We start from the raw sequence: 20,648 nt of genomic DNA, 5'->3' as shown, positions 1-20,648 counted from the left end.
TGGGCGCGCCACGGTGCTTTCCGTGATCTGGTCACGGCCCGGTCCGGAGCCGGTCTTGAGGGGGGTCAGCCGGTGGCCAGGCCACTCGCCCAGGGGTAGCCCTTGAGGTAGGGGTCGGGCTTGATCGGCTGGCCGGAGTTCCAGACCTCCTTGATGAGGCCGTCGGGCTGGATCACCCCGATCCTGGCCGTCTTGTACATGTGCTGGTTCTCACCGTCGATGGTGACGAGGCCCTCGGGACGGTCCAGCGCGATGCCGCCCGCCGCCTTCCTGACCGCCTCGACCTCGACGCTGCCGGCCTTCTTGACGGCCTCGGCCCAGAGGTAGACGGCGTTGTATCCGGCCTCCATCGGGTCGGAGGTCACCTTGTCCGCGCCGTACTTGGCCTTGAACGCGGCGACGAACTTCTCGTTGGCCGCGTTCTCGGTGGTCTGGTAGTAGTTCCAGGCGACGGGGTGGCCGGCGATGTTGTCGACGCCGATGCCCTTGACCTCCTCCTCGGCGACGCTCACCGACAGCACGGGCATCTTCTCCGCGGTGACCCCGGCGCTGTTGAGCTGCTTGAAGAAGGCGACGTTGCTGTCGCCGTTGAGGGTGTTGAAGACGGCGTCCGGCTTGGCCTGGAGGACCTTGTTGGTCAGCGTGCTGTACTCGGTGTGGCCGAGCGGGGTGTACTCCTCACCGAGGATCTCCATGTCGTTCGCCGCCGCGTACGCCTTGATGATCTTGTTGGCGGTCCGGGGGAAGACGTAGTCGCTGCCGACCAGGAAGATCTTCTTCTTGCCCTGTTCCTTGAGGTAGTCGAGGCCGGGGATGATCTGCTGGTTGGTGGTGGCGCCGGTGTAGAAGATGTACGGCGAGCTCTCCAGGCCCTCGTACTGCACCGGATACCACAGCAGGGCCTTGCTCCGCTCGAAGACCGGCAGCATCGCCTTGCGGCTGGCGGAGGTCCACCCGCCGAAGGTGGTGGCGACCTTGTCCTGGCGGATGAGCTTGGTGGCCTTCTCCGCGAAGGTGGGCCAGTCGGACGCGCCGTCCTCCACCACGGGGACCAGCTTCTTGCCGAGCACTCCCCCGGCGGCGTTGATCTCCTCGATGGCGAGCAGTTCGGCGTCTCTGACGGTCACCTCGCTGATGGCCATGGTGCCGCTCAGCGAGTGCAGGATGCCGACCTTGATGTCTCCGTCACCGCCACTCGCGGCAGCCGCGTCCTTGTTCGCAGGGGCTTCACCGCCGCAGGCGGTCAGCGTCGCGGCCAGCGCCGCGACGGCCACCACGGAGCACCATGCTGTCTTCCTCAATGACTTTCCTCCTTGCCGGTACGGCCCCCGCACCGATCTATCTGCCGCCAAGGTGACTGAGTGAGGTTTCCCGCCTAGTTCGCGGTTGTTAATTGCGGTTTACCGGCATATCACCGCCGTGACAGAGCGCGGCGATGCAGACAGGCTGCACACACTTGTACAGACAAATCACGAATCGACGTGATACTGAGCAGCGGTAATGAGTTTCCGGTGCGCGCAATCTGAATGACAGTCGTCATACACCATGCCGTTACCGGGGCGCTTCAGGCTTATCTCGCCTCAAGAACCCCATAAGGAGCCTGAATGCGCCGGTTATTCATGGTGGCGGCAGCCGTAGTGACACTCGGTCTGACAAGCGGCCTGGTGAACGTCCCTGCCTTCGCCGCCACGGACGGCACGCTGAACGTCATCTCGGCTTCGGTGAAGGCCGGTGAACCGATCAGCCTGACCTACTCCACCCCCCGCCCCGACCCGAAGAACTGGATCGGCCTGTATACGGACCCCGGCAACGGCCCGGTCGCCGAGAAATACGTCGGCCCCTCCCTGAAGTGGGTCTACATCCCCGAGGGCTCCGGCACCGCCACGCTGCCCACCGACGGTCTCGAACCGGGTGACTACGTCGCCTACTCCCTGGCCAAGGACGGCTATGCCTGGCTCGCCCAGCCCGTCAAGTTGAAGATCGTGAGCGCCGAACCGCTGCACTTCGTCAGCGACCGCGCCCCGTTGCGCAACGCCCGCGCGCTGAAGCCGTACGCCGCGACCGTCGGCGGCCTCACCCGGGGTGACGCCGAGGGCCTGACGTTCCGCAAGATCTCCGGGCCCCGCTGGGTCACCGTCGGCTCGGACGGCAGCATCTCGGGCACCCCGCGCCCGCCGGACGCGCTCCGGCCCGCGGCCGTGCGGATCGAGGCGCGCAACGGCGCCGGCGAGACCGCCTCGGTGACCGCGGCGATCGAGGTCAGGGTTCCGGGCGCCAAGCTCGTGCCCGACCTCAAGGCGATGAGCTGGAACCTCTGGCACGGCGGCAGCCAGGTGAAGGGCGCCCGCGAGAAGCAGCTGAAGTTCCTGCTCGACCACGACGTGGACGTGGTCGGTATGCAGGAGACCTCCGGCACCTCCGCGAAGGAACTGGCCGAGGCGCTGGGGTGGGAACACTTCCAGGCCGGGAACGACCTGGGCATCGTCAGCCGCTACCCGATCACCTCGCGCGGCCCGCTCCCGGCCGCGTCGGGACTGGCCGGGATCACCGCCAGGATCCGGGTCGACGACCAGCACAGGCAGGACGTCGTCATCTGGAACGTCCACCTCGGCTACACGCCCTACGGTCCCTACGACGCCTGCTTCGGGAAGATGAGCCACGAGCGGCTCCTGGCCAACGAGGTCTCCTCGGGGCGCACCCCGCAGATCACCGCGGTCCTCGCGGCCATGCAGTCCGACCTGCGGGACGCGAAGCGGACCCCCGTCCTGCTGACCGGTGACTTCAACGCCCCCTCACACCTGGACTGGACGCCCGCGACCAGGCGCTGCGGCTATGACTCCGTGGCCTGGCCCGCCTCGGTCCTGCCGGAGAAGGCGGGCCTGAAGGACTCCTACCGGGTCGCCCACCCCGACCCGGTCGCCGCCCCCGGCATCACCTGGTCACCGATCTACCCGACCTTCACCGGCGGCTACGGCCACGACGCCCACAAGGGCGAGCCGGAGCCGCAGGACCGGATCGACTTCGTACACTACGCGGGCGATCTCCGGGTGCTGGACTCCAGCGCCCTGGTCGAGGGCACCCCCGCCCCCATCCCCGGCCACTCCGGCAATGCCTGGACCTCCGACCACGCCGCGGTTCTGACCACCTTCAGGATGCGTTGACCCGGCGCACCGAACCTCCCCGCGGAGGAAGGGCGGCTCCATGCCGCCCTTCCTTCGTCCGTACAGCCCGCGCCACCTGGAAACCGACACGACATCGACGTGCAACGTCACCGAAACCACCGGTTCCTATGGTCCGGGAATGCGGCTCACACCACACGAGCAGGAACGCCTGCTCATCCACGTCGCCGCCGGTCTCGCCCGCGACCGCAGGTCACGTGGCCTCCGGCTCAACCACCCCGAGGCCACCGCGATCATCGCGTCCTTCCTCATGGAGGGGGCCAGGGATGGGCGGACCGTCGCCGAACTGATGGAGGCGGGGCGCAAGGTGCTCTCCCGCGACGACGTCATGGAGGGGGTGCCCGAGATGCTGTCGTCCGTGCAGATCGAGGCCACCTTCCCCGACGGCACCAAGCTCGTCACCGTCCACCAGCCGATCCCGTGACCCCGAAGAGCGGTGAGCGCCGATGACACCCGGCGAGATCCTGTACGGCGACACGCCCATCCCACTCAACCCGGGCCGCGAGCGCGTCACCGTCCGCGTCATCAACACCGCGGACCGGCCGATCCAGGTCGGCTCGCACTACCACTTCTCCGCGTGCAACCCCGGCCTGGAGTTCGACCGCCAGGCGGCCTGGGGCACCCGGCTCGACGTCCCCGCGGGTACGGCGGTGCGGTTCGAACCCGGTGTGGAGCGCGACGTGACCCTCGTGCCGATCGGCGGGCTGCGGATCGTCCCCGGTCTCCGTCCCGAATGGGCCGGACCTCTCGATGGGAGTCCCGGTGTTCATTGAACGATCCCGCTACGCCGCGCTCTACGGCCCCACCGTCGGTGATCGGATCAGGCTGGCGGACACCGACCTGCTCATCGAGGTCACCGAGGACCTGTCGACGGGGCCCGCCGGAGCGGGCGACGAGGCGGTCTTCGGCGGCGGCAAGGTCATCAGGGAGTCGATGGGCCAGGCCAGGACCACCAGGGCCGAGGGCGCGCCCGACCTGGTGATCACCGGCGCGGTGATCCTCGACCACTGGGGCGTGGTCAAGGCGGACATCGGAGTCAGGGACGGCCGCATCGTGGCGATCGGCAAGGCCGGAAACCCCGACACCATGGACGGTGTCCATCCGGACCTGGTGATCGGCCCCTCGACCGAGATCCTCGCGGGCAACGGGAAGATCCTGACCGCCGGGGCGATCGACTCCCACGTCCACCTGATCTGCCCGCAGATCCTCGACGAGGCCCTCGCCGCGGGAGTGACGACCATCGTGGGCGGCGGCACCGGACCCGCCGAGGGCACCAAGGCCACCACCGTCACCGGCACCTGGTATCTCGCCCGGATGCTGGAGTCTCTCGACTCCTACCCGATCAACGTCGCGCTGCTCGGCAAGGGCAACACGGTCAGCCGCGAGGGGCTGCTGGAACAGCTCCGCGCCGGAGCCTCCGGTTTCAAGCTGCACGAGGACTGGGGCACCACTCCGGCCGCCATCGACGCCTGCCTGTCGGTGGCCGATGCCACCGGCACCCAGGTCACGATCCACACCGACACCCTCAACGAGGCCGGGTTCGTGGAGTCGACGCTGGCGGCGATCGGCGGCCGGATGATCCACGCCTACCACACCGAGGGAGCCGGCGGCGGGCACGCGCCCGACATCATCCGGGTCGCCTCCTACGGCAACATCCTGCCGTCCTCGACCAACCCGACCCGCCCGCACACCGTCAACACGCTCGACGAGCACCTCGACATGCTGATGGTCTGCCACCACCTCAACCCGTCCATCCCCGAGGACCTGGCGTTCGCCGAGTCCCGGATCCGGCCGTCCACGATGGCGGCCGAGGACATCCTGCACGACATGGGCGCGATCTCGATGATCGGCTCGGACTCGCAGGCGATGGGCCGGGTGGGCGAGACGATCATCCGGACCTGGCAGACCGCGCACGTGATGAAGCGCCGTCGGGGGGCTCTGCCGGGTGACGGCCCCGCCGACAACCTCCGGGCCCGGCGCTACGTCGCCAAGTACACGATCTGCCCGGCCGTGGCCCACGGCCTGGACGGCGAGGTCGGCTCGGTGGAGACCGGCAAGCTGGCCGACCTGGTCCTGTGGGACCCGGCCTTCTTCGGTATCAAACCGAACCTGGTGGTCAAGGGCGGTGTGATCGCCTACGCCCAGATGGGCGACGCGAACGCCTCCATCCCGACGCCGCAGCCGGTCATGCCGCGCCCGATGTTCGGTGCCGCCCCGGTCACCGCCGCCGCCACGTCCGTCCACTTCGTCGCCCCGCCGGCGATCGAGGACGGCCTCGCCGACCGGCTGGCCGTACGCAGGCGCCTGCTGCCGGTGGCCGACGTCCGCCGCAGGGGCAAGGAGAGCATGCCGCTGAACGACGCCATGCCCAGGATCGACGTCGACCCCGACACCTTCGCGGTCAGCGTCGACGGCGACCTGATCGAACCCGCCCCCGCCGAGACCCTGCCCATGACCCAGCGCTACTTCCTGTTCTGATCTCCTGCCCGGCCGAAGGGAGCCCCAGATGAACGCCGCGCTGCTGCTGCTGGCCGATTCCCGGCTGCCCGCCGGGGGGCACGGTCACTCCGGTGGCGCCGAGGAGGCGGTCAGGATCGGCGCGATCCACGACCTCGCCGGCCTCGCCGCCTTCCTGCGGGGCCGGCTGGCCACCGCGGGCCTGGTGACGGCCGCCCTCGCCGCCGCGGCCTGCGATCTCGGCGCGTCTCCCCCCGCGGCGACCGGCCGCCCGGAGTGGACGCGGCTGGACGCGGAGGCGGACGCCAGGATCTCCTCGCCCGCCCAGCGGGAGGCGAGCCGCACCCAGGGCAGGCTGCTGCTGCGGACCTCGCGGAGGATCTGGCCCTCCCCGGTGCTCGACACACTGGCCGGGGCGCTGCCCCAGGGCGCCCACCACCCCCTCGCGCTCGGCGCGGTGGCGGCCGTGGCGGGATGCTCCCCCGCCGAGGCCGCCCTCGCGGCGGCCTACACCTCCGTCACCGGGCCCGCCACGGCGGCGGTACGGCTGCTCGGCCTCGACCCCGTCGCCGTCCACCGACTGCTCGCCGATCTCGCCCCGGCCTTGGAAAGGGTCGCGGCCACCGTCCCCACCGGCTGGGAGGCGCTGCCCGCGCATGCCTCCCCCGCGCTCGACCTGCTCGCCGAACAACACATTCGTGCGGATCTACGGCTTTTCGTCTCCTGACGACCACCTGGAAGGACGGTGACCCACATGGGCGCCAACCACGACGACCACCACCACGCGGCCGACCCGCACGGCCGGGCGTTACGCCTGGGCATCGGAGGCCCCGTCGGCAGCGGCAAGACCGCGCTGACCGCGGCGCTGTGCCGGACGCTCGGCCCGTTCATGCACCTGGGCGTGGTCACCAACGACATCTACACCACCGAGGACGCCGACTTCCTGCGCAGGGCGGGCGTGCTCGACCCGGAGCGGATCGTCGCCGTGCAGACCGGGTGCTGCCCGCACACCGCCATCCGGGACGACATCGCGGCCAACCTCGACGCGGTGGAGACCCTGGAGGAGCGGTTCGGCCCGCTCGACCTGGTGATCGTGGAGAGCGGCGGGGACAACCTCACCGCCACCTTCAGCAGGGGCCTGGCAGATCGGCAGATCTTCGTGCTGGACGTGTCCGGCGGCGACAAGGTCCCGCGCAAGGGCGGCCCCGGCGTGACGACGGCCGACCTGCTCGTGATCAACAAGACCGATCTGGCCCCGATGGTCGGCGCGGACCTCACGGTCATGTCACACGACGCGGCGGCCGTACGGGACGGCAAACCCGTGCTTTTCACCTCGATCAGGGAGGATCCACGAGCGTACGCGGTCTCCGAATGGGTCACCGGCCTCGTCGAGTCCTGGGCCCACGAGCACTCCCACGCCTGACCCATGCCCCGCACCGACCCGGTCCCCGCACCCGCCCTGCCTGCTCCGGCGCCGGCGGGGTCCGTACCACGGCCGGAGCAGGCAGGACGGCGGGAGATGAGGGCACGGGCGGCGATCGCCACCCGGCGGGACGCGGCCGGCCGGACCGTCCTCGCCACGATGCGTTCCGGCCCACCGCTCACGCTGCGGGCGACCGCGCCCGGCCGGGTGCATCTGGTGTCCACCGCGGCGGGTCCGCTGGGCGGTGACGATCTGGCCCTCGACATCGAGGTGGCGCCGGGAACCGAACTGGAGGTGCGGTCGGTCGCGAGCACTCTGGTGCTGCCCGGCCCCGCGGGGGCCGAGTCACTGATGACGATCACGGCCCGGGTCGGCGCGGGCGCCTCGCTCAGGTTCGCGCCAGAACCGACGGTGCTCGCGGCGGGCTGCCTGCACCGCATGGTCGTCCGGCTCGACCTGGCCGAGGACGCACGGGTGCGCTGGCGCGAGGAGATCGTCTTCGGCCGGTACGGCGAGCGCCCCGGACGCTGCCACTCACGCTTCGACGCCGTTCTCGGAGGGGTCCCGCTGCTCCGGCAGGAGTTCGTGGTGGGCGACCCGGAGATCGACGGCAGTCCCGCCGTCTACGGCGACGCCCGCTGCGTGGGCAGCATCCTGATCACCGGCCGGGCGCCGGAGACGGTGGTCGGCCAGGGCTGGGCCGCCCTGCCCCTGGCCGGGCTGGCCACCCTGGTCTCCGCGCTCGGCCGGGACGCGGTCGAGCTGCGGCGACGGCTCGGGCACGGAGAGGAGGCCATCACCGACCGCCGCTGAGGGAGCACTGAGGGAGCACTGCCACGGCCTCGGGAGCCGGGCCCGCACAGCCGCGGCTCGCGCCACCGTGCCGGGAACCGTCAGTCGTAGAAACCCAGGCGGCGGAGCTGCTTGGGATCGCGCTGCCAGTCCTTGGCGACGCTGATGCGCAGGTCGAGGTAGACGCGGGTGCCGAGGAGCGCCTCGATCTGCCGGCGGGCGCGGCTGCCGACATCCTTCAGCCGGGAGCCCTTGTGCCCGATCACGATGGCCTTCTGGGACGGACGCTCGACGAACATGTGAGCGTAGATGTCGAGGAGGTCGTCACGCCCCTGTCTGGGAAGCATCTCGTCGACGACCACCGCGATCGAATGCGGCAACTCGTCGCGCACCCCCTCCAGGGCCGCCTCCCGGATCAGCTCGCCGACCAGCACCTGCTCGGGCTCGTCGGTGAGCTGCCCTCCCTCGTACAGCGGCGGGCTCTGGGGCAGGCGCTGGACCAGCACGTCGGCCAGCACGTCGAGCTGCTCACCCGACTGCGCGGAGACCGGCACGATGTCATCGAACTCGGCGAGCTGGGAGACCGCGAGCAGCTGCGCGGCGATCTGCTCGCGGGTCGCCAGGTCGCACTTGGTCACCACGGCGACCACCGGGGTCTTCTTGACGCCCGCGAGCTTCTCGGCGATGAACCGGTCGCCCTTGCCGATGGGCTCGTTGGCGGGCACGCAGAAGCCGATCACGTCGACCTCGGTGAGGGTGGAGAGCACCAGGCTGTCCAGCCGCTCACCCAGGAGCGTGCGGGGCCGGTGCAGGCCCGGCGTGTCGACGATGACGAGCTGGGAGTCGGGACGGTGCACGATGCCACGGATGGCCCGGCGGGTCGTCTGGGGCTTGGAGGAGGTGATCGCCACCTTCGTGCCGACCAACGCGTTCATCAGCGTGGACTTGCCGACGTTGGGCCGGCCGACGAAGCAGGCGAAACCGGCATGGAAATCAGCAGCTGAGGAACTCACGTCAACCATTGTCGCCGATGCCGGACTCAGCTCTGACGCGGTGTCCCGTCAGGACCGGCCACGAGCAGGGTCTCGGCACCCAGGTCGCGGACCGCCCGCGTGTCGTCGTCGGAGGGCCCCTCACCCGCGGTGACCAGCGCGGCCGCCTCCAGCGACTCCGCTCCACCGGACACCGCCATCGCCACGGCGACCTGGATCGCCGACAGGGTCAGCGACGGCAGCGCCACGTTGGTCGCCGAGTAGGTCCGGCCTGTCTCGTCCCGTACGGCCGCGCCCTCGGCGGCTCCGTTGCGTGCACGGGCGGAACGGGCCAGCACGATGATCTTCTTGTCCTCGGGATCGAGGGTCGCGTCACTCACAGCACAAGGGTATTCAGCTCCCGGCGCCAAGGGCGACACGGGTGCGGCCCCGGCACCAAAACGACACGGCTGCCGCCTCGCTCAGGCGGCGACCTCGTCGACCAGCAGGCGGACGAGCTCCCGGGTGCGCTCGGCGTCGACGTCCCTGACACCGGCGTGCACCAGTGAGATCAGGGTGTGGCCGCTGAGGGCGAACACCAGGTGCATCTCGTACGGATATCCGTTCAGCCTGCCGTTCAGCCGCCTGGCCTGCACCTCGTCACCGACCCCTGCCAGGTTCAGGGGGGAGACCCGAAGGGCGGTGCCGCGGCCCGCCACCTGGGCACGTGCGACCGGACAGCCGCTCAGCGCCTCCGTGAGCTCGTTGAAGTGAAGCTCGGCGTCGTCACCGCGGTAGGAGGCCAGACCGAATCCGGCCAGCTCCCCGACCCCGTCACCCTGGTAGGTCACGGCCGCCCGCGCCCCCAGTGCCCGCTGCGGCGGCCTGCCTCCCGCGGTGTCGAGAACGAGCCGGCAGTCCTCGTTCACCGGCTGGAACGGGGCGCGCCAGCCGTCCTGCGGACGGGCCGAGAACCCGTCGGGCAGCCCTCGCGTCTCGTCGAGCACTCCCCGCAGCCGGTTCAGCTCCGCGGCGCCGTCCATCGCGTCGCCGGCCCCCGCTCCGCCGGCGCATCCGGCCGCCCCGCCCACGATAAATCCACATAACACCACAAAAGCGACAATATTCATCCCCCGCGTCATGACCATCCCCCCGATGTCATGTGCGAGGCGTCTCGTCCTCGCCGATTCGCTTTCTTCCCCGTCCGCAAAAGCGGCAATCATTAAGAAACGCCTAAGGGTGCCCTCAACCGTATTTCACGGTCGAGAACACCCCTAAGCGAGTGACGCAGGACAGCCACGAAGCCCTACGTGAACTCTTCTCCCCCATGGGCCGACCCGCGCGCCACGAACCCCTCCGGACGCGGGAATCTCCCACCGGCTCCCGCGCGACCAGGTGCCGTGCGAGAAGCATCCCCCGTGCCGCTTGCAGGGCACTTGCGGACGACTTGGGGCGAATCCACCGCCCCGACCCGTCACTGGTCGGGGGAGGCCGAGACCGAGTCGGGCTCCGCGGGGGCGATCCTGGTGACGAGGACCGTGCCGATCCGGTTGCGGCGCCCGGCGAGGCTCTCCGCCGTCAGGCTGAGACCCTCCACCACCGCCTGGGAACCGGCGATCGGCACCCGGCCCAGCGCGTGTGCCAGCAGCCCTCCGACGGTCTCGACGTCGTCGACCTCCAGTTCGATGCCGAACAGGTCTTCCAGATCGTCCACCGGGAGCCTGGCGGTCACCCGCACCGCGCCGCCCTCGAGCGGCTCCACCCTGGGGACCTCCTGGTCGTACTCGTCGGTGATCTCACCGACGATCTCCTCCAGGATGTCCTCGATGGTGACCAGGCCGGCCGTGCCACCGTACTCGTCGATGACGATGGCCTGGTGGATCTGGCGGGCCTGCATCTCGCGCAGCAGCTGGTCGATCGGCTTGCTCTCCGGCACGTAGGTGGCCGGGCGCATGATGGACTCCACCGGCTCGGCGCGCCCGTCGTCACCGGTGTCCTGCACCCGGCGTGCGATGTCCTTGAGGTAGGCGATGCCGATGACGTCGTCCTCGTTCTCGCCGACCACGGGAATCCGGGAGAAACCGCTGCGCAGCGCGAGGGACATGGCCTGGCTCAGCGTCTTGCCGCGCTCGATGAACACCATGTCGGTGCGGGGCACCATGACCTCGCGGACCAGGGTGTCGCCGAGCTCGAAGACCGAATGGATCATCTCCCGCTCGTCTGGCTCGATGACCCTGCGCTCCTCGGCCAGATCGACCAGGTCCCGCAGCTCCGCCTCGGAGGTGAAGGGGCCCTCGCGAAAGCCCTTGCCCGGCGTCACCGCGTTGCCGAGCAGGATGAGCAGCTTGGGCAGGGGGCCGAAGATCCGGGTCAGGCCGTACACCACGGGGGCGCTGGCGAGCGCGATGGGCTCGGCGTGCTGGCGGCCCAGCGTGCGCGGGGAGACCCCGACGATCACGTAGCTGATGACGATCATGACCGCCGCCGCCGCGGCGTAGGCCCAGCCCTGGTCCCCGAGCCAGTCGATGAAGAGCAGCGTGCCGATCACCGTGGCGACCAGCTCGCAGCTCAGCCGGAGCAGGAGCAGGAGGTTCAGGTAGCGCGGCGGGTCGGCGACGATGGCCTGCAGACGCACCGCGCCCCGGCGGCCGTCACGGACGAACTCCTCCGCGCGAACCCTTGAGATACGAGTCAGAGCCGTCTCCGCGCTGGCGATCAACCCGCCGACCACGACGAGGACGACGGCGGAGAACAACCACCCGTTGGCGAGGTTCACCGCTGGGGGCGCACCTCCTGCCACGACTCCAGAAGCTCGCCCTGAAGGCCGAACATCTCCTTGTGCTCCTCGGGCTCGGCGTGGTCGTAGCCGAGCAGGTGGAGGATGCCGTGCGTGCACAGCAACTCCAGCTCGGCCTCGGTGCCGTGCCCGGCCTCGGCCCCCTGCTTGGCGGCCACCTGCGGGCAGAGCACCACGTCACCGAGGAGCGCCGGGTCGGTGGGCGAGTCACCCTCCTGCCGTGCCCCCGCGCCCGGTCCCGGCCGCAGCTCGTCCATCGGGAAGGCGAGCACGTCCGTGGGGCCCGGCTCCCCCATCCACCGTTCGTGCAGAACCGACATGGTCTCCTCGTCGACGACCAGGATCGACAGCTCGGCGAGCGGGTTGATGCCCATCCGCTCCAGCACATGCCCGGCCAGCGAGACGATGAGCCCCTCGTCGATCTCGACGCCGGACTCGTTGTTGACCTCGACGCTCACAGGTCCCCCCCTGCTTCCCCCGTGCCGCGCGACCCGCTCCGGAATCGTTCCGCGCTCATGTCCTCTCCCGAGGACGCTGCTTGACCATGCCCTTGATCTGCTGCGGCGCGCGCTGGCGCTGCGTCTCGTCATAGCGCCCGTACGCGTCCACGATGTCGCCCACCAGCTTGTGGCGCACCACGTCGTCGCTGGTCAGACGGCTGAAGTGGATGTCAGAGATGCCTTCGAGGATGTCCTGGACGACCCGCAGACCGCTCTGCGTGCCGTTCGGCAGGTCGACCTGGGTGACGTCGCCGGTGACGACGATCTTCGAGTTGAACCCCAGCCGGGTCAGGAACATCTTCATCTGCTCCGGCGAGGTGTTCTGCGCCTCGTCCAGGATGATGTAGGCGTCGTTGAGCGTGCGGCCTCGCATGTAGGCGAGGGGGGCCACCTCGATCGTGCCCGCGGCCATCAGCCGGGGGATCGACTCGGGATCGAGCATGTCGTGCAGCGCGTCGTAGAGCGGGCGCAGGTAAGGGTCGATCTTCTCGTAGAGCGTTCCCGGCAGGAAGCCCAGCCGCTCGCCCGCCTCGACCGCGGGGCGGGTGAGGATGATCCGGTTGACCTTCTTCTCCTGGAGGGCCTTCACGGCCTTCGCCATCGCGAGGTAGGTCTTGCCCGTGCCGGCCGGGCCGATGCCGAAGACGACGGTGAACTTGTCGATCGCGTCGACGTACCGCTTCTGGTTCACGGTCTTCGGGCGGATGGTCCGGCCCCGCGAGGAGATGATGTCCAGCGAGAGCACCTCGGCGGGACGGTCGGAGGTCATCCGCAACATGGCGATGCTGCGCTCGACCGCGTCGACCGTGAGCTGCGCGCCTCCGCGGACGAGTTCGGACATCTCCTCGAAGAGCCGCACCACGGTGCTGCTCTCCTCCGGGCTGCCGGTGACGGTGATCTCGTTGCCCCGGACGTGGATGTCGGCGCGAAAGGCGCCCTCGATGACGCGCAACAGCTCATCGCGCGAGCCCAGCAGGCTGACCATCGACTGATCGTCCGGAATCACCACCTTTGCCTGAGTCCGGCTGGAACCTCTGGACCTCGGCGACGTTCTGCTGGAATCGTTTGTCTCGGACATGAGCTGGCCCTACGGCCTGTTCGCCTCCAGATATAGGCGTGGAACTTCAACGCCATCGTATCCGTGATCGCCAGGATCGCGCTTGCCGGTTTTCAGCCGGGCGGCCACTTCAGCCCGCGCCCCCCGATCACGTGTCCATGCACGTGGAAGACGGTCTGACCGGCCTCGGGTCCGGTGTTGAACACCAGCCGGTAGCCCGATTCCGCGACTCCCTCCTGACTGGCGACCGCGTGCGCGGTCTTGAGCACGTCGTCGGCCAGCCCCTGGTCGGCGGCCGCCAGCGCCGCGGCGTCCCGATGGTGCTCCCTGGGGACCACCAGCACATGGGTCGGCGCCTGGGGGTTGACGTCGCGGAAGGCCAGCGTGCGATCGGTCTCATAGACGATCTCCGCGGGGATCTCCCCGGCCACGATCTTGCAGAACAGGCAGTCGGCTTCGCTCACCATGCAGGCACCTTACCGCCGAGGACGTTGTGAATCGGTGATGGTTCCCGTCGGCAAACAAAGATCCGCCCGGATATGGTGGTTGTGCAAAACTTCAACCAAGACAGCCTTTGCGCACAGCACCATATGGCCGCCTGGCGAGGACACGACTGGGTCATGCCCCTTAATGAACCGGAAGAGCGTAAACCCTCTGGGAAGGCCGAGCGTCCCACTGATGTGACCACCGAGACCCTCGTGGCAGACAGATCGCTCGGGGCGGCGCCCGTCGGGTGGGATGCCGACATGGCCGTTACCGCGCTCTACAGCGCGCACTATCGGTCTCTTGTCCGTCTCGCCGTACTCCTCGTTCGCGACATGGCGACCGCGGAGGAAGTCGTGCAGGACGCGTTCGTCGCCATCCATGGCGCCTGGCGTCGCCTGCGCGACACCGACAAGGCACTGGCCTACCTGCGACAGTCGGTCGTGAACCGATCACGTTCGGTGCTTCGGCACCGGGCGGTCGTCGAGAAGTACGCGCCCAAGGGCATGCCCGACGCGCCGAGCGCCGAGAACGGGGCGATCGGCGAGTTCGAGCGCTCCGCCGTCATCGAGGCGCTCCGCGGGCTGCCCACGCGCCAGCGGGAGGCCCTGGTCCTGCGCTACTACGGAGACCTGTCCGAGGCGCAGATCGCCCACGCGATGGGCATCAGCAAAGGCGCGGTCAAGAGCCACACCGCTCGCGGCATGGCCGCCCTACGAACCTCACTGGAGCAACTGTCATGACCGACTCCCCGGATGAGTACGGCGAGCTGCTCCGCCGTGCGCTCAGCGCGGAGGCGAACTCGGTCGTTCCCTCCCCTGACGGGCTGGAGATAATTCGCGCCCGTATCGAGCGACGTGGGCTCCGCTGGCTGACGTGGTGGCGGACCGGAGCCTCCGTCGCCGGTGCGCTCCTCGTCGCGGCGACCATCGTCATGGTGGTCCCCCAGTTCCGCGAACAGGTGATCCCCCAGGTGAGCACCGGCACGGTCAACTTCACCGAGTCCACTCCCCCGCCGGACGGATCAGCCACCTCAAGGCCCCCGGCTCCGTCCCAGCCGTCGTCCGGCCCCGCCCAGCTCCCCGCCGTCGGCAAGTCGGAGGCGGGCAACGGCACGCTCCCGCCGACGCCCACACCGTCCAGGAGCACGACGCCCAGCACGAGGCCGACCTCCAGGGCGACCCCGGCACCGTCGGCTCCCAGGCCGACGCCGACGCCCACCTGCCCCACCCCCCTCGACGAACCGCCGGTCGACCCCAGCGGGATCTCCAAGCAGTGCGAGGAGGCCGAGGCGACCCCCACGCCGACGAAGGCGAGACCGTCGGCTCCCTCGGAGAGCCCGTGCTCGGCCGATGAGTGCGGGCCGTCCGATGACGCGTCGCCCCCGATGCCGACGGAGGCGAGCATCCCCGTGCCGACCCCGGTCAGCAGCTAGGCCCTGTCCGGCGGATCCCGGCGTGCCGAGGATCGGTCAGACGGCCTCTCCCGAGGCGGAGGAGGGAGCCGCGGCGTGCCACGGTGCCCGACGCGGTAGGCGGAAGGCGCCGGGCGCAGGGCTCAGGACCGTCGGCCGGGGATCACCAGCGGCCGCTGCGTGCCTGGAGCACCGCCGCCGCGACGACCCCGGCCGTCGAGGTACGCAGCACCGTCGGCCCGAGCAGCGCCGGCACCGCCTTGGCCTCGCGGAAGACGGCGATCTCCTCCTGCGACACCCCGCCCTCCGGGCCGACCACCACGACGATGTCGCCGCCCGCGGGGAGCGGCAGGCCGGACAGCGGGGAGGCGGCCTCCTCGTGCAGCACGACGCCGAGCGCCGCCGCCGACAGCAGGGCGGCGACCCCGGCGGTGGAGGCGAGCTCGGTCACCTCGGGCAGGCGGAAGCGACGTGACTGCTTGCCCGCCTCACGCGCCGTGGAGCGCCAGCGGGCCAGCGCCTTGGCCGCGCGCTCGCCCTTCCACTGGGTGACACACCTGGCCGCGGCCCAGGGGACGATCACGTCCACCCCCGCCTCGGTCATCATCTCCACGGCCAGCTCGCCCCGGTCGCCCTTGGGCAGCCCCTGGACCACGACCAGACGCGGGGACGGCACGGGCACCTCGTGACGGCGCAGTACCTGGACCCGGAGCGAATCCTTGCCCGCCTCGATCACCACGCACTCGGCGACGGAGCCCGCCCCGTCCGTCAGGTCAAGCCGCTCCCCGGCCCGCAGCCGCCGTACGGCCGCCGCGTGGCGCCCTTCGGGGCCGCCGAAGACGAACTCCGGCCTGGCCAGGTCGGTGGGTTCGGCCAGGAAGACCGGAACGGTCATGAGCCGTCGGGGCGTGAGCGGGAGCGGTCCGGGTCAGCGGCCATTGAAGGCGTCCCGCAGCCGGGAGAAGAAACTCTGCTGCCCGGGGGCGAACTTGCCGGGCGGGCGCTCCTCGCCGCGGAGCTTGGCGAGCTCCCTCAGCAGCTCCTCCTGTGCCGTATCGAGACGGGAGGGGGTTTCCACGTTCACGTGGATCAGCAGATCGCCACGACCGGTCTCGTTCAGGCGCTGCACACCGCGGCCGTAGAGCGGGATCGTCTGCCCCGACTGCGTACCGGGACGGATGTCCAGCTCCTCGGCTCCGTCGAGCGTCTCCATGGTCAGGACGGTGCCGAGCGCGGCCGCGGTCATCGGGATCTGCACCGTGCAGTGCAGGTCGTCGCCGCGCCGCTCGAAGATCTCGTGGGGGCGCTCGACGATCTCCAGGAACAGGTCGCCGGGCGGGCCGCCACCTGGGCCGATCTCGCCCTCTCCGGCGAGCTGGATGTGGGTGCCGTCCTCCACCCCGGCCGGGATGCGGACCTTGATGGTCCGCCGGGTACGGACCCGGCCGTCGCCGGAGCACTCCTGGCAGGGGTGACGGATGATCGACCCGAAGCCGCCGCACTGGGGACAGGGCCGTGAGGTCATGACCTGGCCGAGGAAGGAGCGGGTGACCTGGGAGACCTCGCCCCGGCCATGGCACATGTCACAGGTGTCGGGGTGGGTGCCTGCGGCGGCGCCCGAACCCGTGCAGACCTCGCAGACCACCGCGGTGTCGACGACCAGCTCACGGGTCGTGCCGAAGCCCGACTCGCGCAGGTCGAGCTCGACCCGGATGGTGGCGTTGCGTCCGCGACGGGCACGCGAGCGGGGGCCGCGACCGCCGCCGCCACCGGCTGCGCCGAAGAAGGCGTCCATGATGTCGCTGAACGGGAAACCGGCACCGAAGCCTCCGGCCCCCGCACCGCCCGAGGCGAACGGGTCGGCCCCCATGTCGTACATCTGCCGCTTGCTGGAGTCGGACAGGACCTCGTAGGCCTGTGTGATCTCCTTGAAGCGCTCCTGAGTCTCGGGGTCGGGGTTGACGTCAGGATGCAGTTCGCGCGCCAGACGTCGGTACGCCTTCTTGATCTCTTCCGCACTGGCGTCACGGCGCACCCCGAGGGTGCCGTAGTAGTCGCTCTTAGCCACTTTTAGTTGACCTCTTATGATGCAGCCAGGATCTGGCTGACGTAGCGTGCCACCGCGCGCACCGCGCCCATCGTGACCGGATAGTCCATCCGCGTTGGGCCCAGCACACCTAGCCGGGCCAGTTGCTTGTCCCCAGAACCGTATCCGGCGGCGACGATCGACGTGCCCTGGAGTCCGGTGTAGGGGTTCTCCGAGCCGATCCGCACGGTCAGCGCCGACAGGTCGGAGGTCTCACCGAGCAGTCGCATGAGCACGACCTGCTCTTCCAGCGCCTCCAGCACATCGCGGAGCCCGACCGTGAAGTCGGCTCCCGCGAGGTTGGCGGCCCCGGCAAAAACGATCTTTTCATCGTGCCTGTCCACCAGGGACTCCAGCAGCACGGACAGGATCGTGGCCGCGAGCGGCCGGTCCTCGGCGGGCAGCCGCTCCGGCAGGTCGGCGACCTTGTCGGGAACGCCGGTGAGCCCGCACCCGTCGAGGGAGGTGTTGAGGATCGCTCGCAGATGGGCCACCCGCTGCTCGTCCACGACGTCGGGCAGCTCGACCACGCGCTGCTCCACCCGGCCGGTGTTGGTGATGAGCACGAACATCAGCCGGCGCTCGCTCAGCGGCACCAGCTCGACGTGCCGGACCGTCGAGTTGGTCAGCGTCGGGTACTGCACCACGGCGACCTGCCGGGTGAGCTGGGCAAGCAGCCGCACCGTTCGCATGACGACGTCGTCGATGTCCACCGCACCCGCGAGAAAGCTCTCGATGGCCTTGCGCTCCGCGCTCGACAGGGGTTTCACCTGCGAGAGCCGGTCAACGAAGAGCCGGTAGCCCTTGTCCGTGGGCACCCGGCCGGCGCTGGTGTGGGGCTGGGCGATGTAGCCCTGCTCCTCCAGCACCGCCATGTCGTTACGGATCGTCGCCGGGGACACCCCCAGACTGTGCCGATCCGCGAGAGCCTTGGAGCCCACCGGCTCGTTGGTGGACACGTAGTCCTCGACGATGGCGCGAAGCACGGCGAGCTTCCGGTCGTCGACCAACGTGGTCACCTCCCTGCCTGCGTTCAGATGGGAAACACGAGGTCTGGCACTCTGTGTTCCCGAGTGCCAAGTGTACGGCCCCCGTGCGGAAGGCGCGATAAGCAAGAGGTGCGGATGATGACGCCAAGCCATTGGCAAGTCAACTGCTATCGCGTTTCAACCGGTTCCCATCACAATTCGTACATGTCCAACGATTTTGGTTCTTTTCCGGGCGACGCCTCCCGCGGCCCCGGTTACGGCTCCCCCCAGCAGCCGTATGGCCAGCAGCCCCACCAGAACGGCCCCTCCTACGGTTACGCACCTCCCGGCTACGGCGCCCCGCAGAGCCCGCCCCCCACCGGGAAGATCAAGCCCGGTATCGGATGGATCGTCGGGGTATGGCTGCTCGCCCTGGTCAGCATCATCGTCGGCATCGGCGGCTTCGCCGGTGGCGTGCTGGGCGCGGTCACCAGCGCGGCGCCGACGAAGACGTTCGCCCCCGGCGAAAACACGACGGTCACGCTCGACCCGGCCGACAAGCCCGCCATCTATGTCTCCACCAGTGGACCCACCAATTTCGAGTGCACGCTGACCGGCGGCACCGGCACGCCCAGCCTGCAGAAGCCGCTCGTCCAGCAGACCGTGGCGGGCTCCGACGGCGTCGTCTGGGAGATGGGCCTGCAGATCGGCGTGGAGCAGGCAGGCGACTACCAGGTCACCTGTACCGCCGACCCCGTGGAGGGCACCACGTTCGGCGTGGGCCGGGAACTCTCCGCCGGATCACTGGTCGGCGGGGTGATCGCCCTGTTCGCGGTGCCCGGCATCGGGATCCTGCTGGCCATCATCGTGACGATCGTCGTATTGGTGAAGCGGAGCAACGTCCGCAAGCGCAGGGCCGCCGCGTCGGCGGGGCAGTGGGGAGCGCCGGGACCCTACGGCAGGTGACCGTGGCGTTTGCTAGCGTCCCACGTGATCCTTTGCGAGAGACGGTGGGCGGTCGGTGATGTACGAGCGTGACGTTCTGGCGGGAGACTGGCGGCGCCCCCGCAGAGGGGGGATTCCCCAGGTTCCCGCCGAACTCGATCTGGTCGTCGAGGACGCCGACGGCGGCTTCTGCGGCGCCGTGGTGGCCTGCGACAAGGAGGCCGTCACCCTGGAGGACCGCTTCGGCCGCCGGCGGGTCTTCCCACTGGAGCCCGCCGCGTTCCTCCTGGAGGGCAAGGCGGTGACGCTCGTGCGCCCGGCCGCCGCGCCACGTGGCCCCAGGCGGAGCGCGTCGGGCTCCATCGCGGTGGAGGGCCTGCGGGCCCAGGTGGCCAGGGAGAGCCGGATATACGTGGAGGGCGTGCACGACGCCGCGCTCGTGGAGAAGGTCTGGGGCCATGACCTGAGGGTCGAGGGGGTGGTCGTGGAGTATCTGGAGGGGGTCGATCACCTGCCCGCCGTCGTCGAGGAGTTCCGACCGGGCCCTGGCCGCCGCCTGGGTGTGCTCGTCGACCACCTGGTCCCCGGTTCCAAGGAGAGCCGGATCGCCGCGCGGATCTCCTCCCCGCACGTGCTGATCGTCGGGCACCCGTTCGTGGACGTCTGGCAGGCGGTCAAGCCGCACACGCTCAAGATCTCCTCCTGGCCGTCGGTGCCGCGCGGCGTGTCCTGGAAGGAGGGCGTCATCGCCGCGCTGGGCTGGAAGACGGAACCCGGCGACGCGTGGCGCCGCATCCTCGGATCGGTTACGACATATGCCGATCTGGAGCCCGAGCTGCTCGGTCCGGTCGAAGAGCTGATCGACTTCGTCACGGTTCCCGGCGAGGATGGCTAGGCCGTCAACCCATCAGGAGGGGCCATGAACGAGAACCTTGGGGATTCACCGGGCGAGGACCGGACGGAGCGGCGCATCGGCGATCCTCCGCCCGGCCACACGACACCCGGATACACCATGCCAGGCCACACGACGCCGGGCCACACGACGCCTGGATACACGACGCCTGGATACACCATGCCCGGCCAGAGCGCCCCGCCGCCGGGCCAGGGCTACGGGCAGCCGGGCCAGGGCTACCCCTCCCCCCCGTACGACCCGAGCGGTCACGGCTACCAGGGATACGCCCAGTACGGCGGGTACGGCCGGCCGGTGGGTCACGGCTACCAGGCGCCGCCGGGGACCTACGGCCCGCGGCCCGGCAGTGACGACACCACCATGGCGATGCTCGCCCACCTGCTGGGCCTGCTGACCAGCTTCGTCGGCCCGCTGGTGCTCTACCTCGCCAAGAAGGACGAGTCACCCTACGTGCGGGACCAGGCCGCCGAGGCCCTCAACTTCCAGCTCACGGTGATGATCGCCTATTTCGTCTGCATGGTCCTGGCGTTCGTGCTCATCGGCTTCGTGCTGATGTTCCTCGTCTGGATCGGGTCGATCATCATGATGGTCATCGCCGCGGTGGCGGCCAACCGGGGGGAGAACCACCGCTATCCGATGAGCATCCGCTTCGTCAGCTGACCGGGG

At 69.8% G+C, this 20,648-nt stretch carries 23 protein-coding genes; 12 read left to right on the top strand and 11 right to left on the bottom strand.

The window, feature by feature from the left end:
* Positions 1-65: 65 nt before the first annotated feature.
* Positions 66-1,301 carry an urea ABC transporter substrate-binding protein gene (urtA, locus tag ABT061_RS06280; protein ID WP_350913270.1) on the bottom strand — a complete coding sequence of 412 codons (1,236 nt, stop codon included), beginning with the start codon at positions 1,299-1,301 and terminating at the stop codon, positions 66-68.
* A 303-nt stretch (positions 1,302-1,604) separates the two neighbouring features.
* Here urtA and ABT061_RS06275 point away from each other — a divergent pair, with 303 nt between their 5' ends.
* From ABT061_RS06275 to ABT061_RS06245, 7 genes are all read left to right on the top strand, one after another.
* Entirely contained in the window at positions 1,605-3,161 is a 1,557-nt protein-coding gene (locus ABT061_RS06275; RefSeq protein WP_350913268.1) for an endonuclease/exonuclease/phosphatase family protein, read from the top strand.
* Positions 3,162-3,300: 139 nt separating this feature from the next.
* Positions 3,301-3,603, top strand: coding sequence for an urease subunit gamma (locus ABT061_RS06270; protein WP_343978549.1), 303 nt, complete (start codon positions 3,301-3,303; stop codon positions 3,601-3,603).
* Between the two features lie 22 nt (positions 3,604-3,625).
* Positions 3,626-3,952, top strand: a complete 327-nt coding sequence (locus ABT061_RS06265; RefSeq protein ID WP_350913266.1) for an urease subunit beta — start codon at positions 3,626-3,628, stop codon at positions 3,950-3,952.
* Positions 3,930-5,657, top strand: a complete 1,728-nt coding sequence (locus ABT061_RS06260; RefSeq protein WP_451934983.1) for an urease subunit alpha — start codon at positions 3,930-3,932, stop codon at positions 5,655-5,657. Before ABT061_RS06265 ends, ABT061_RS06260 begins: the two co-directional genes overlap by 23 nt.
* Positions 5,658-5,685: 28 nt before the next feature.
* The gene (locus tag ABT061_RS06255) at positions 5,686-6,363 is read left to right on the top strand and encodes an urease accessory protein UreF (RefSeq protein WP_350913262.1); all 678 of its coding nucleotides are present in this window, start codon (positions 5,686-5,688) and stop codon (positions 6,361-6,363) included.
* Positions 6,364-6,390: 27 nt separating this feature from the next.
* Positions 6,391-7,059, top strand: coding sequence for an urease accessory protein UreG (gene ureG / locus ABT061_RS06250; RefSeq protein WP_350913260.1), 669 nt, complete (start codon positions 6,391-6,393; stop codon positions 7,057-7,059).
* A gap of 96 nt (positions 7,060-7,155) precedes the next feature.
* Positions 7,156-7,872 carry an urease accessory protein UreD gene (locus tag ABT061_RS06245; RefSeq protein ID WP_350913258.1) on the top strand — a complete coding sequence of 239 codons (717 nt, stop codon included), beginning with the start codon at positions 7,156-7,158 and terminating at the stop codon, positions 7,870-7,872.
* 80 nt (positions 7,873-7,952) lie between these two features.
* Here ABT061_RS06245 and era read toward each other — a convergent pair whose 3' ends face one another.
* From era to ABT061_RS06210, 7 genes are all read right to left on the bottom strand, one after another.
* The gene (era, locus tag ABT061_RS06240) at positions 7,953-8,873 is read right to left on the bottom strand and encodes a GTPase Era (protein ID WP_350913256.1); all 921 of its coding nucleotides are present in this window, start codon (positions 8,871-8,873) and stop codon (positions 7,953-7,955) included.
* A gap of 17 nt (positions 8,874-8,890) precedes the next feature.
* Complete coding sequence (locus ABT061_RS06235) at positions 8,891-9,223, bottom strand: cytidine deaminase-like protein (RefSeq protein ID WP_350913254.1); 333 nt, start codon at positions 9,221-9,223, stop codon at positions 8,891-8,893.
* 81 nt (positions 9,224-9,304) lie between these two features.
* On the bottom strand, positions 9,305-9,913 hold the full coding sequence (locus ABT061_RS06230) for a hypothetical protein (protein ID WP_350913252.1): 609 nt from the start codon (positions 9,911-9,913) through the stop codon (positions 9,305-9,307).
* Between the two features lie 383 nt (positions 9,914-10,296).
* The gene (locus ABT061_RS06225) at positions 10,297-11,598 is read right to left on the bottom strand and encodes a hemolysin family protein (RefSeq protein ID WP_350913250.1); all 1,302 of its coding nucleotides are present in this window, start codon (positions 11,596-11,598) and stop codon (positions 10,297-10,299) included.
* Positions 11,595-12,077, bottom strand: a complete 483-nt coding sequence (ybeY, locus tag ABT061_RS06220; protein WP_343979833.1) for an rRNA maturation RNase YbeY — start codon at positions 12,075-12,077, stop codon at positions 11,595-11,597. The genes ABT061_RS06225 and ybeY overlap by 4 nt, the downstream gene beginning before the upstream one ends.
* 55 nt (positions 12,078-12,132) lie before the next feature.
* Positions 12,133-13,197 (bottom strand): PhoH family protein, encoded by a 1,065-nt coding sequence (locus tag ABT061_RS06215; RefSeq protein ID WP_350913248.1) that lies wholly within the window; start codon positions 13,195-13,197, stop codon positions 12,133-12,135.
* Between the two features lie 92 nt (positions 13,198-13,289).
* Positions 13,290-13,640, bottom strand: a complete 351-nt coding sequence (locus tag ABT061_RS06210; RefSeq protein WP_030903982.1) for a histidine triad nucleotide-binding protein — start codon at positions 13,638-13,640, stop codon at positions 13,290-13,292.
* 282 nt (positions 13,641-13,922) lie between these two features.
* Between ABT061_RS06210 and ABT061_RS06205 the strand changes: the two genes are divergently transcribed.
* Both ABT061_RS06205 and ABT061_RS06200 read left to right on the top strand, forming a co-directional pair.
* The gene (locus ABT061_RS06205; protein ID WP_089209491.1) at positions 13,923-14,402 is read left to right on the top strand and encodes a SigE family RNA polymerase sigma factor; all 480 of its coding nucleotides are present in this window, start codon (positions 13,923-13,925) and stop codon (positions 14,400-14,402) included.
* Positions 14,399-15,094, top strand: coding sequence for a hypothetical protein (locus ABT061_RS06200; protein ID WP_350913246.1), 696 nt, complete (start codon positions 14,399-14,401; stop codon positions 15,092-15,094). Before ABT061_RS06205 ends, ABT061_RS06200 begins: the two co-directional genes overlap by 4 nt.
* Before the next feature lie 142 nt (positions 15,095-15,236).
* Here the strand turns inward: ABT061_RS06200 and ABT061_RS06195 are convergent, their stop codons facing one another.
* From ABT061_RS06195 to hrcA, 3 genes are read right to left on the bottom strand one after another with little or no spacing between them, the layout of a single operon-like run.
* On the bottom strand, positions 15,237-15,968 hold the full coding sequence (locus ABT061_RS06195) for a 16S rRNA (uracil(1498)-N(3))-methyltransferase (protein WP_350913244.1): 732 nt from the start codon (positions 15,966-15,968) through the stop codon (positions 15,237-15,239).
* A gap of 33 nt (positions 15,969-16,001) precedes the next feature.
* Complete coding sequence (gene dnaJ, locus ABT061_RS06190) at positions 16,002-17,141, bottom strand: molecular chaperone DnaJ (protein ID WP_350913242.1); 1,140 nt, start codon at positions 17,139-17,141, stop codon at positions 16,002-16,004.
* A gap of 14 nt (positions 17,142-17,155) precedes the next feature.
* Complete coding sequence (gene hrcA / locus ABT061_RS06185; RefSeq protein ID WP_350913439.1) at positions 17,156-18,169, bottom strand: heat-inducible transcriptional repressor HrcA; 1,014 nt, start codon at positions 18,167-18,169, stop codon at positions 17,156-17,158.
* Positions 18,170-18,352: 183 nt separating this feature from the next.
* Here hrcA and ABT061_RS06180 point away from each other — a divergent pair, with 183 nt between their 5' ends.
* Genes ABT061_RS06180 through ABT061_RS06170 form a run of 3 tightly spaced genes read left to right on the top strand, consistent with a single transcriptional unit; the run spans position 18,353 to position 20,642 of the window.
* A complete protein-coding gene (locus ABT061_RS06180) occupies positions 18,353-19,093 on the top strand; it encodes a hypothetical protein (protein WP_350913240.1) in 741 nt (246 codons plus the stop codon).
* A 58-nt stretch (positions 19,094-19,151) separates the two neighbouring features.
* Positions 19,152-19,967, top strand: a complete 816-nt coding sequence (locus ABT061_RS06175; RefSeq protein WP_350913239.1) for a DUF3097 domain-containing protein — start codon at positions 19,152-19,154, stop codon at positions 19,965-19,967.
* Positions 19,968-19,991: 24 nt separating this feature from the next.
* Positions 19,992-20,642: a DUF4870 domain-containing protein gene (locus ABT061_RS06170; protein ID WP_350913237.1), complete on the top strand. Its 651-nt coding sequence runs from the start codon at positions 19,992-19,994 to the stop codon at positions 20,640-20,642.
* The last annotated feature ends 6 nt before the right edge of the window (positions 20,643-20,648 follow it).

The sequence above is a fragment of the Streptosporangium sp. NPDC002544 genome (assembly GCF_040295965.1).
In the GTDB taxonomy this organism is placed as follows: domain Bacteria; phylum Actinomycetota; class Actinomycetes; order Streptosporangiales; family Streptosporangiaceae; genus Streptosporangium.
This window is presented reverse-complemented; position numbering and strand designations above follow the sequence as displayed.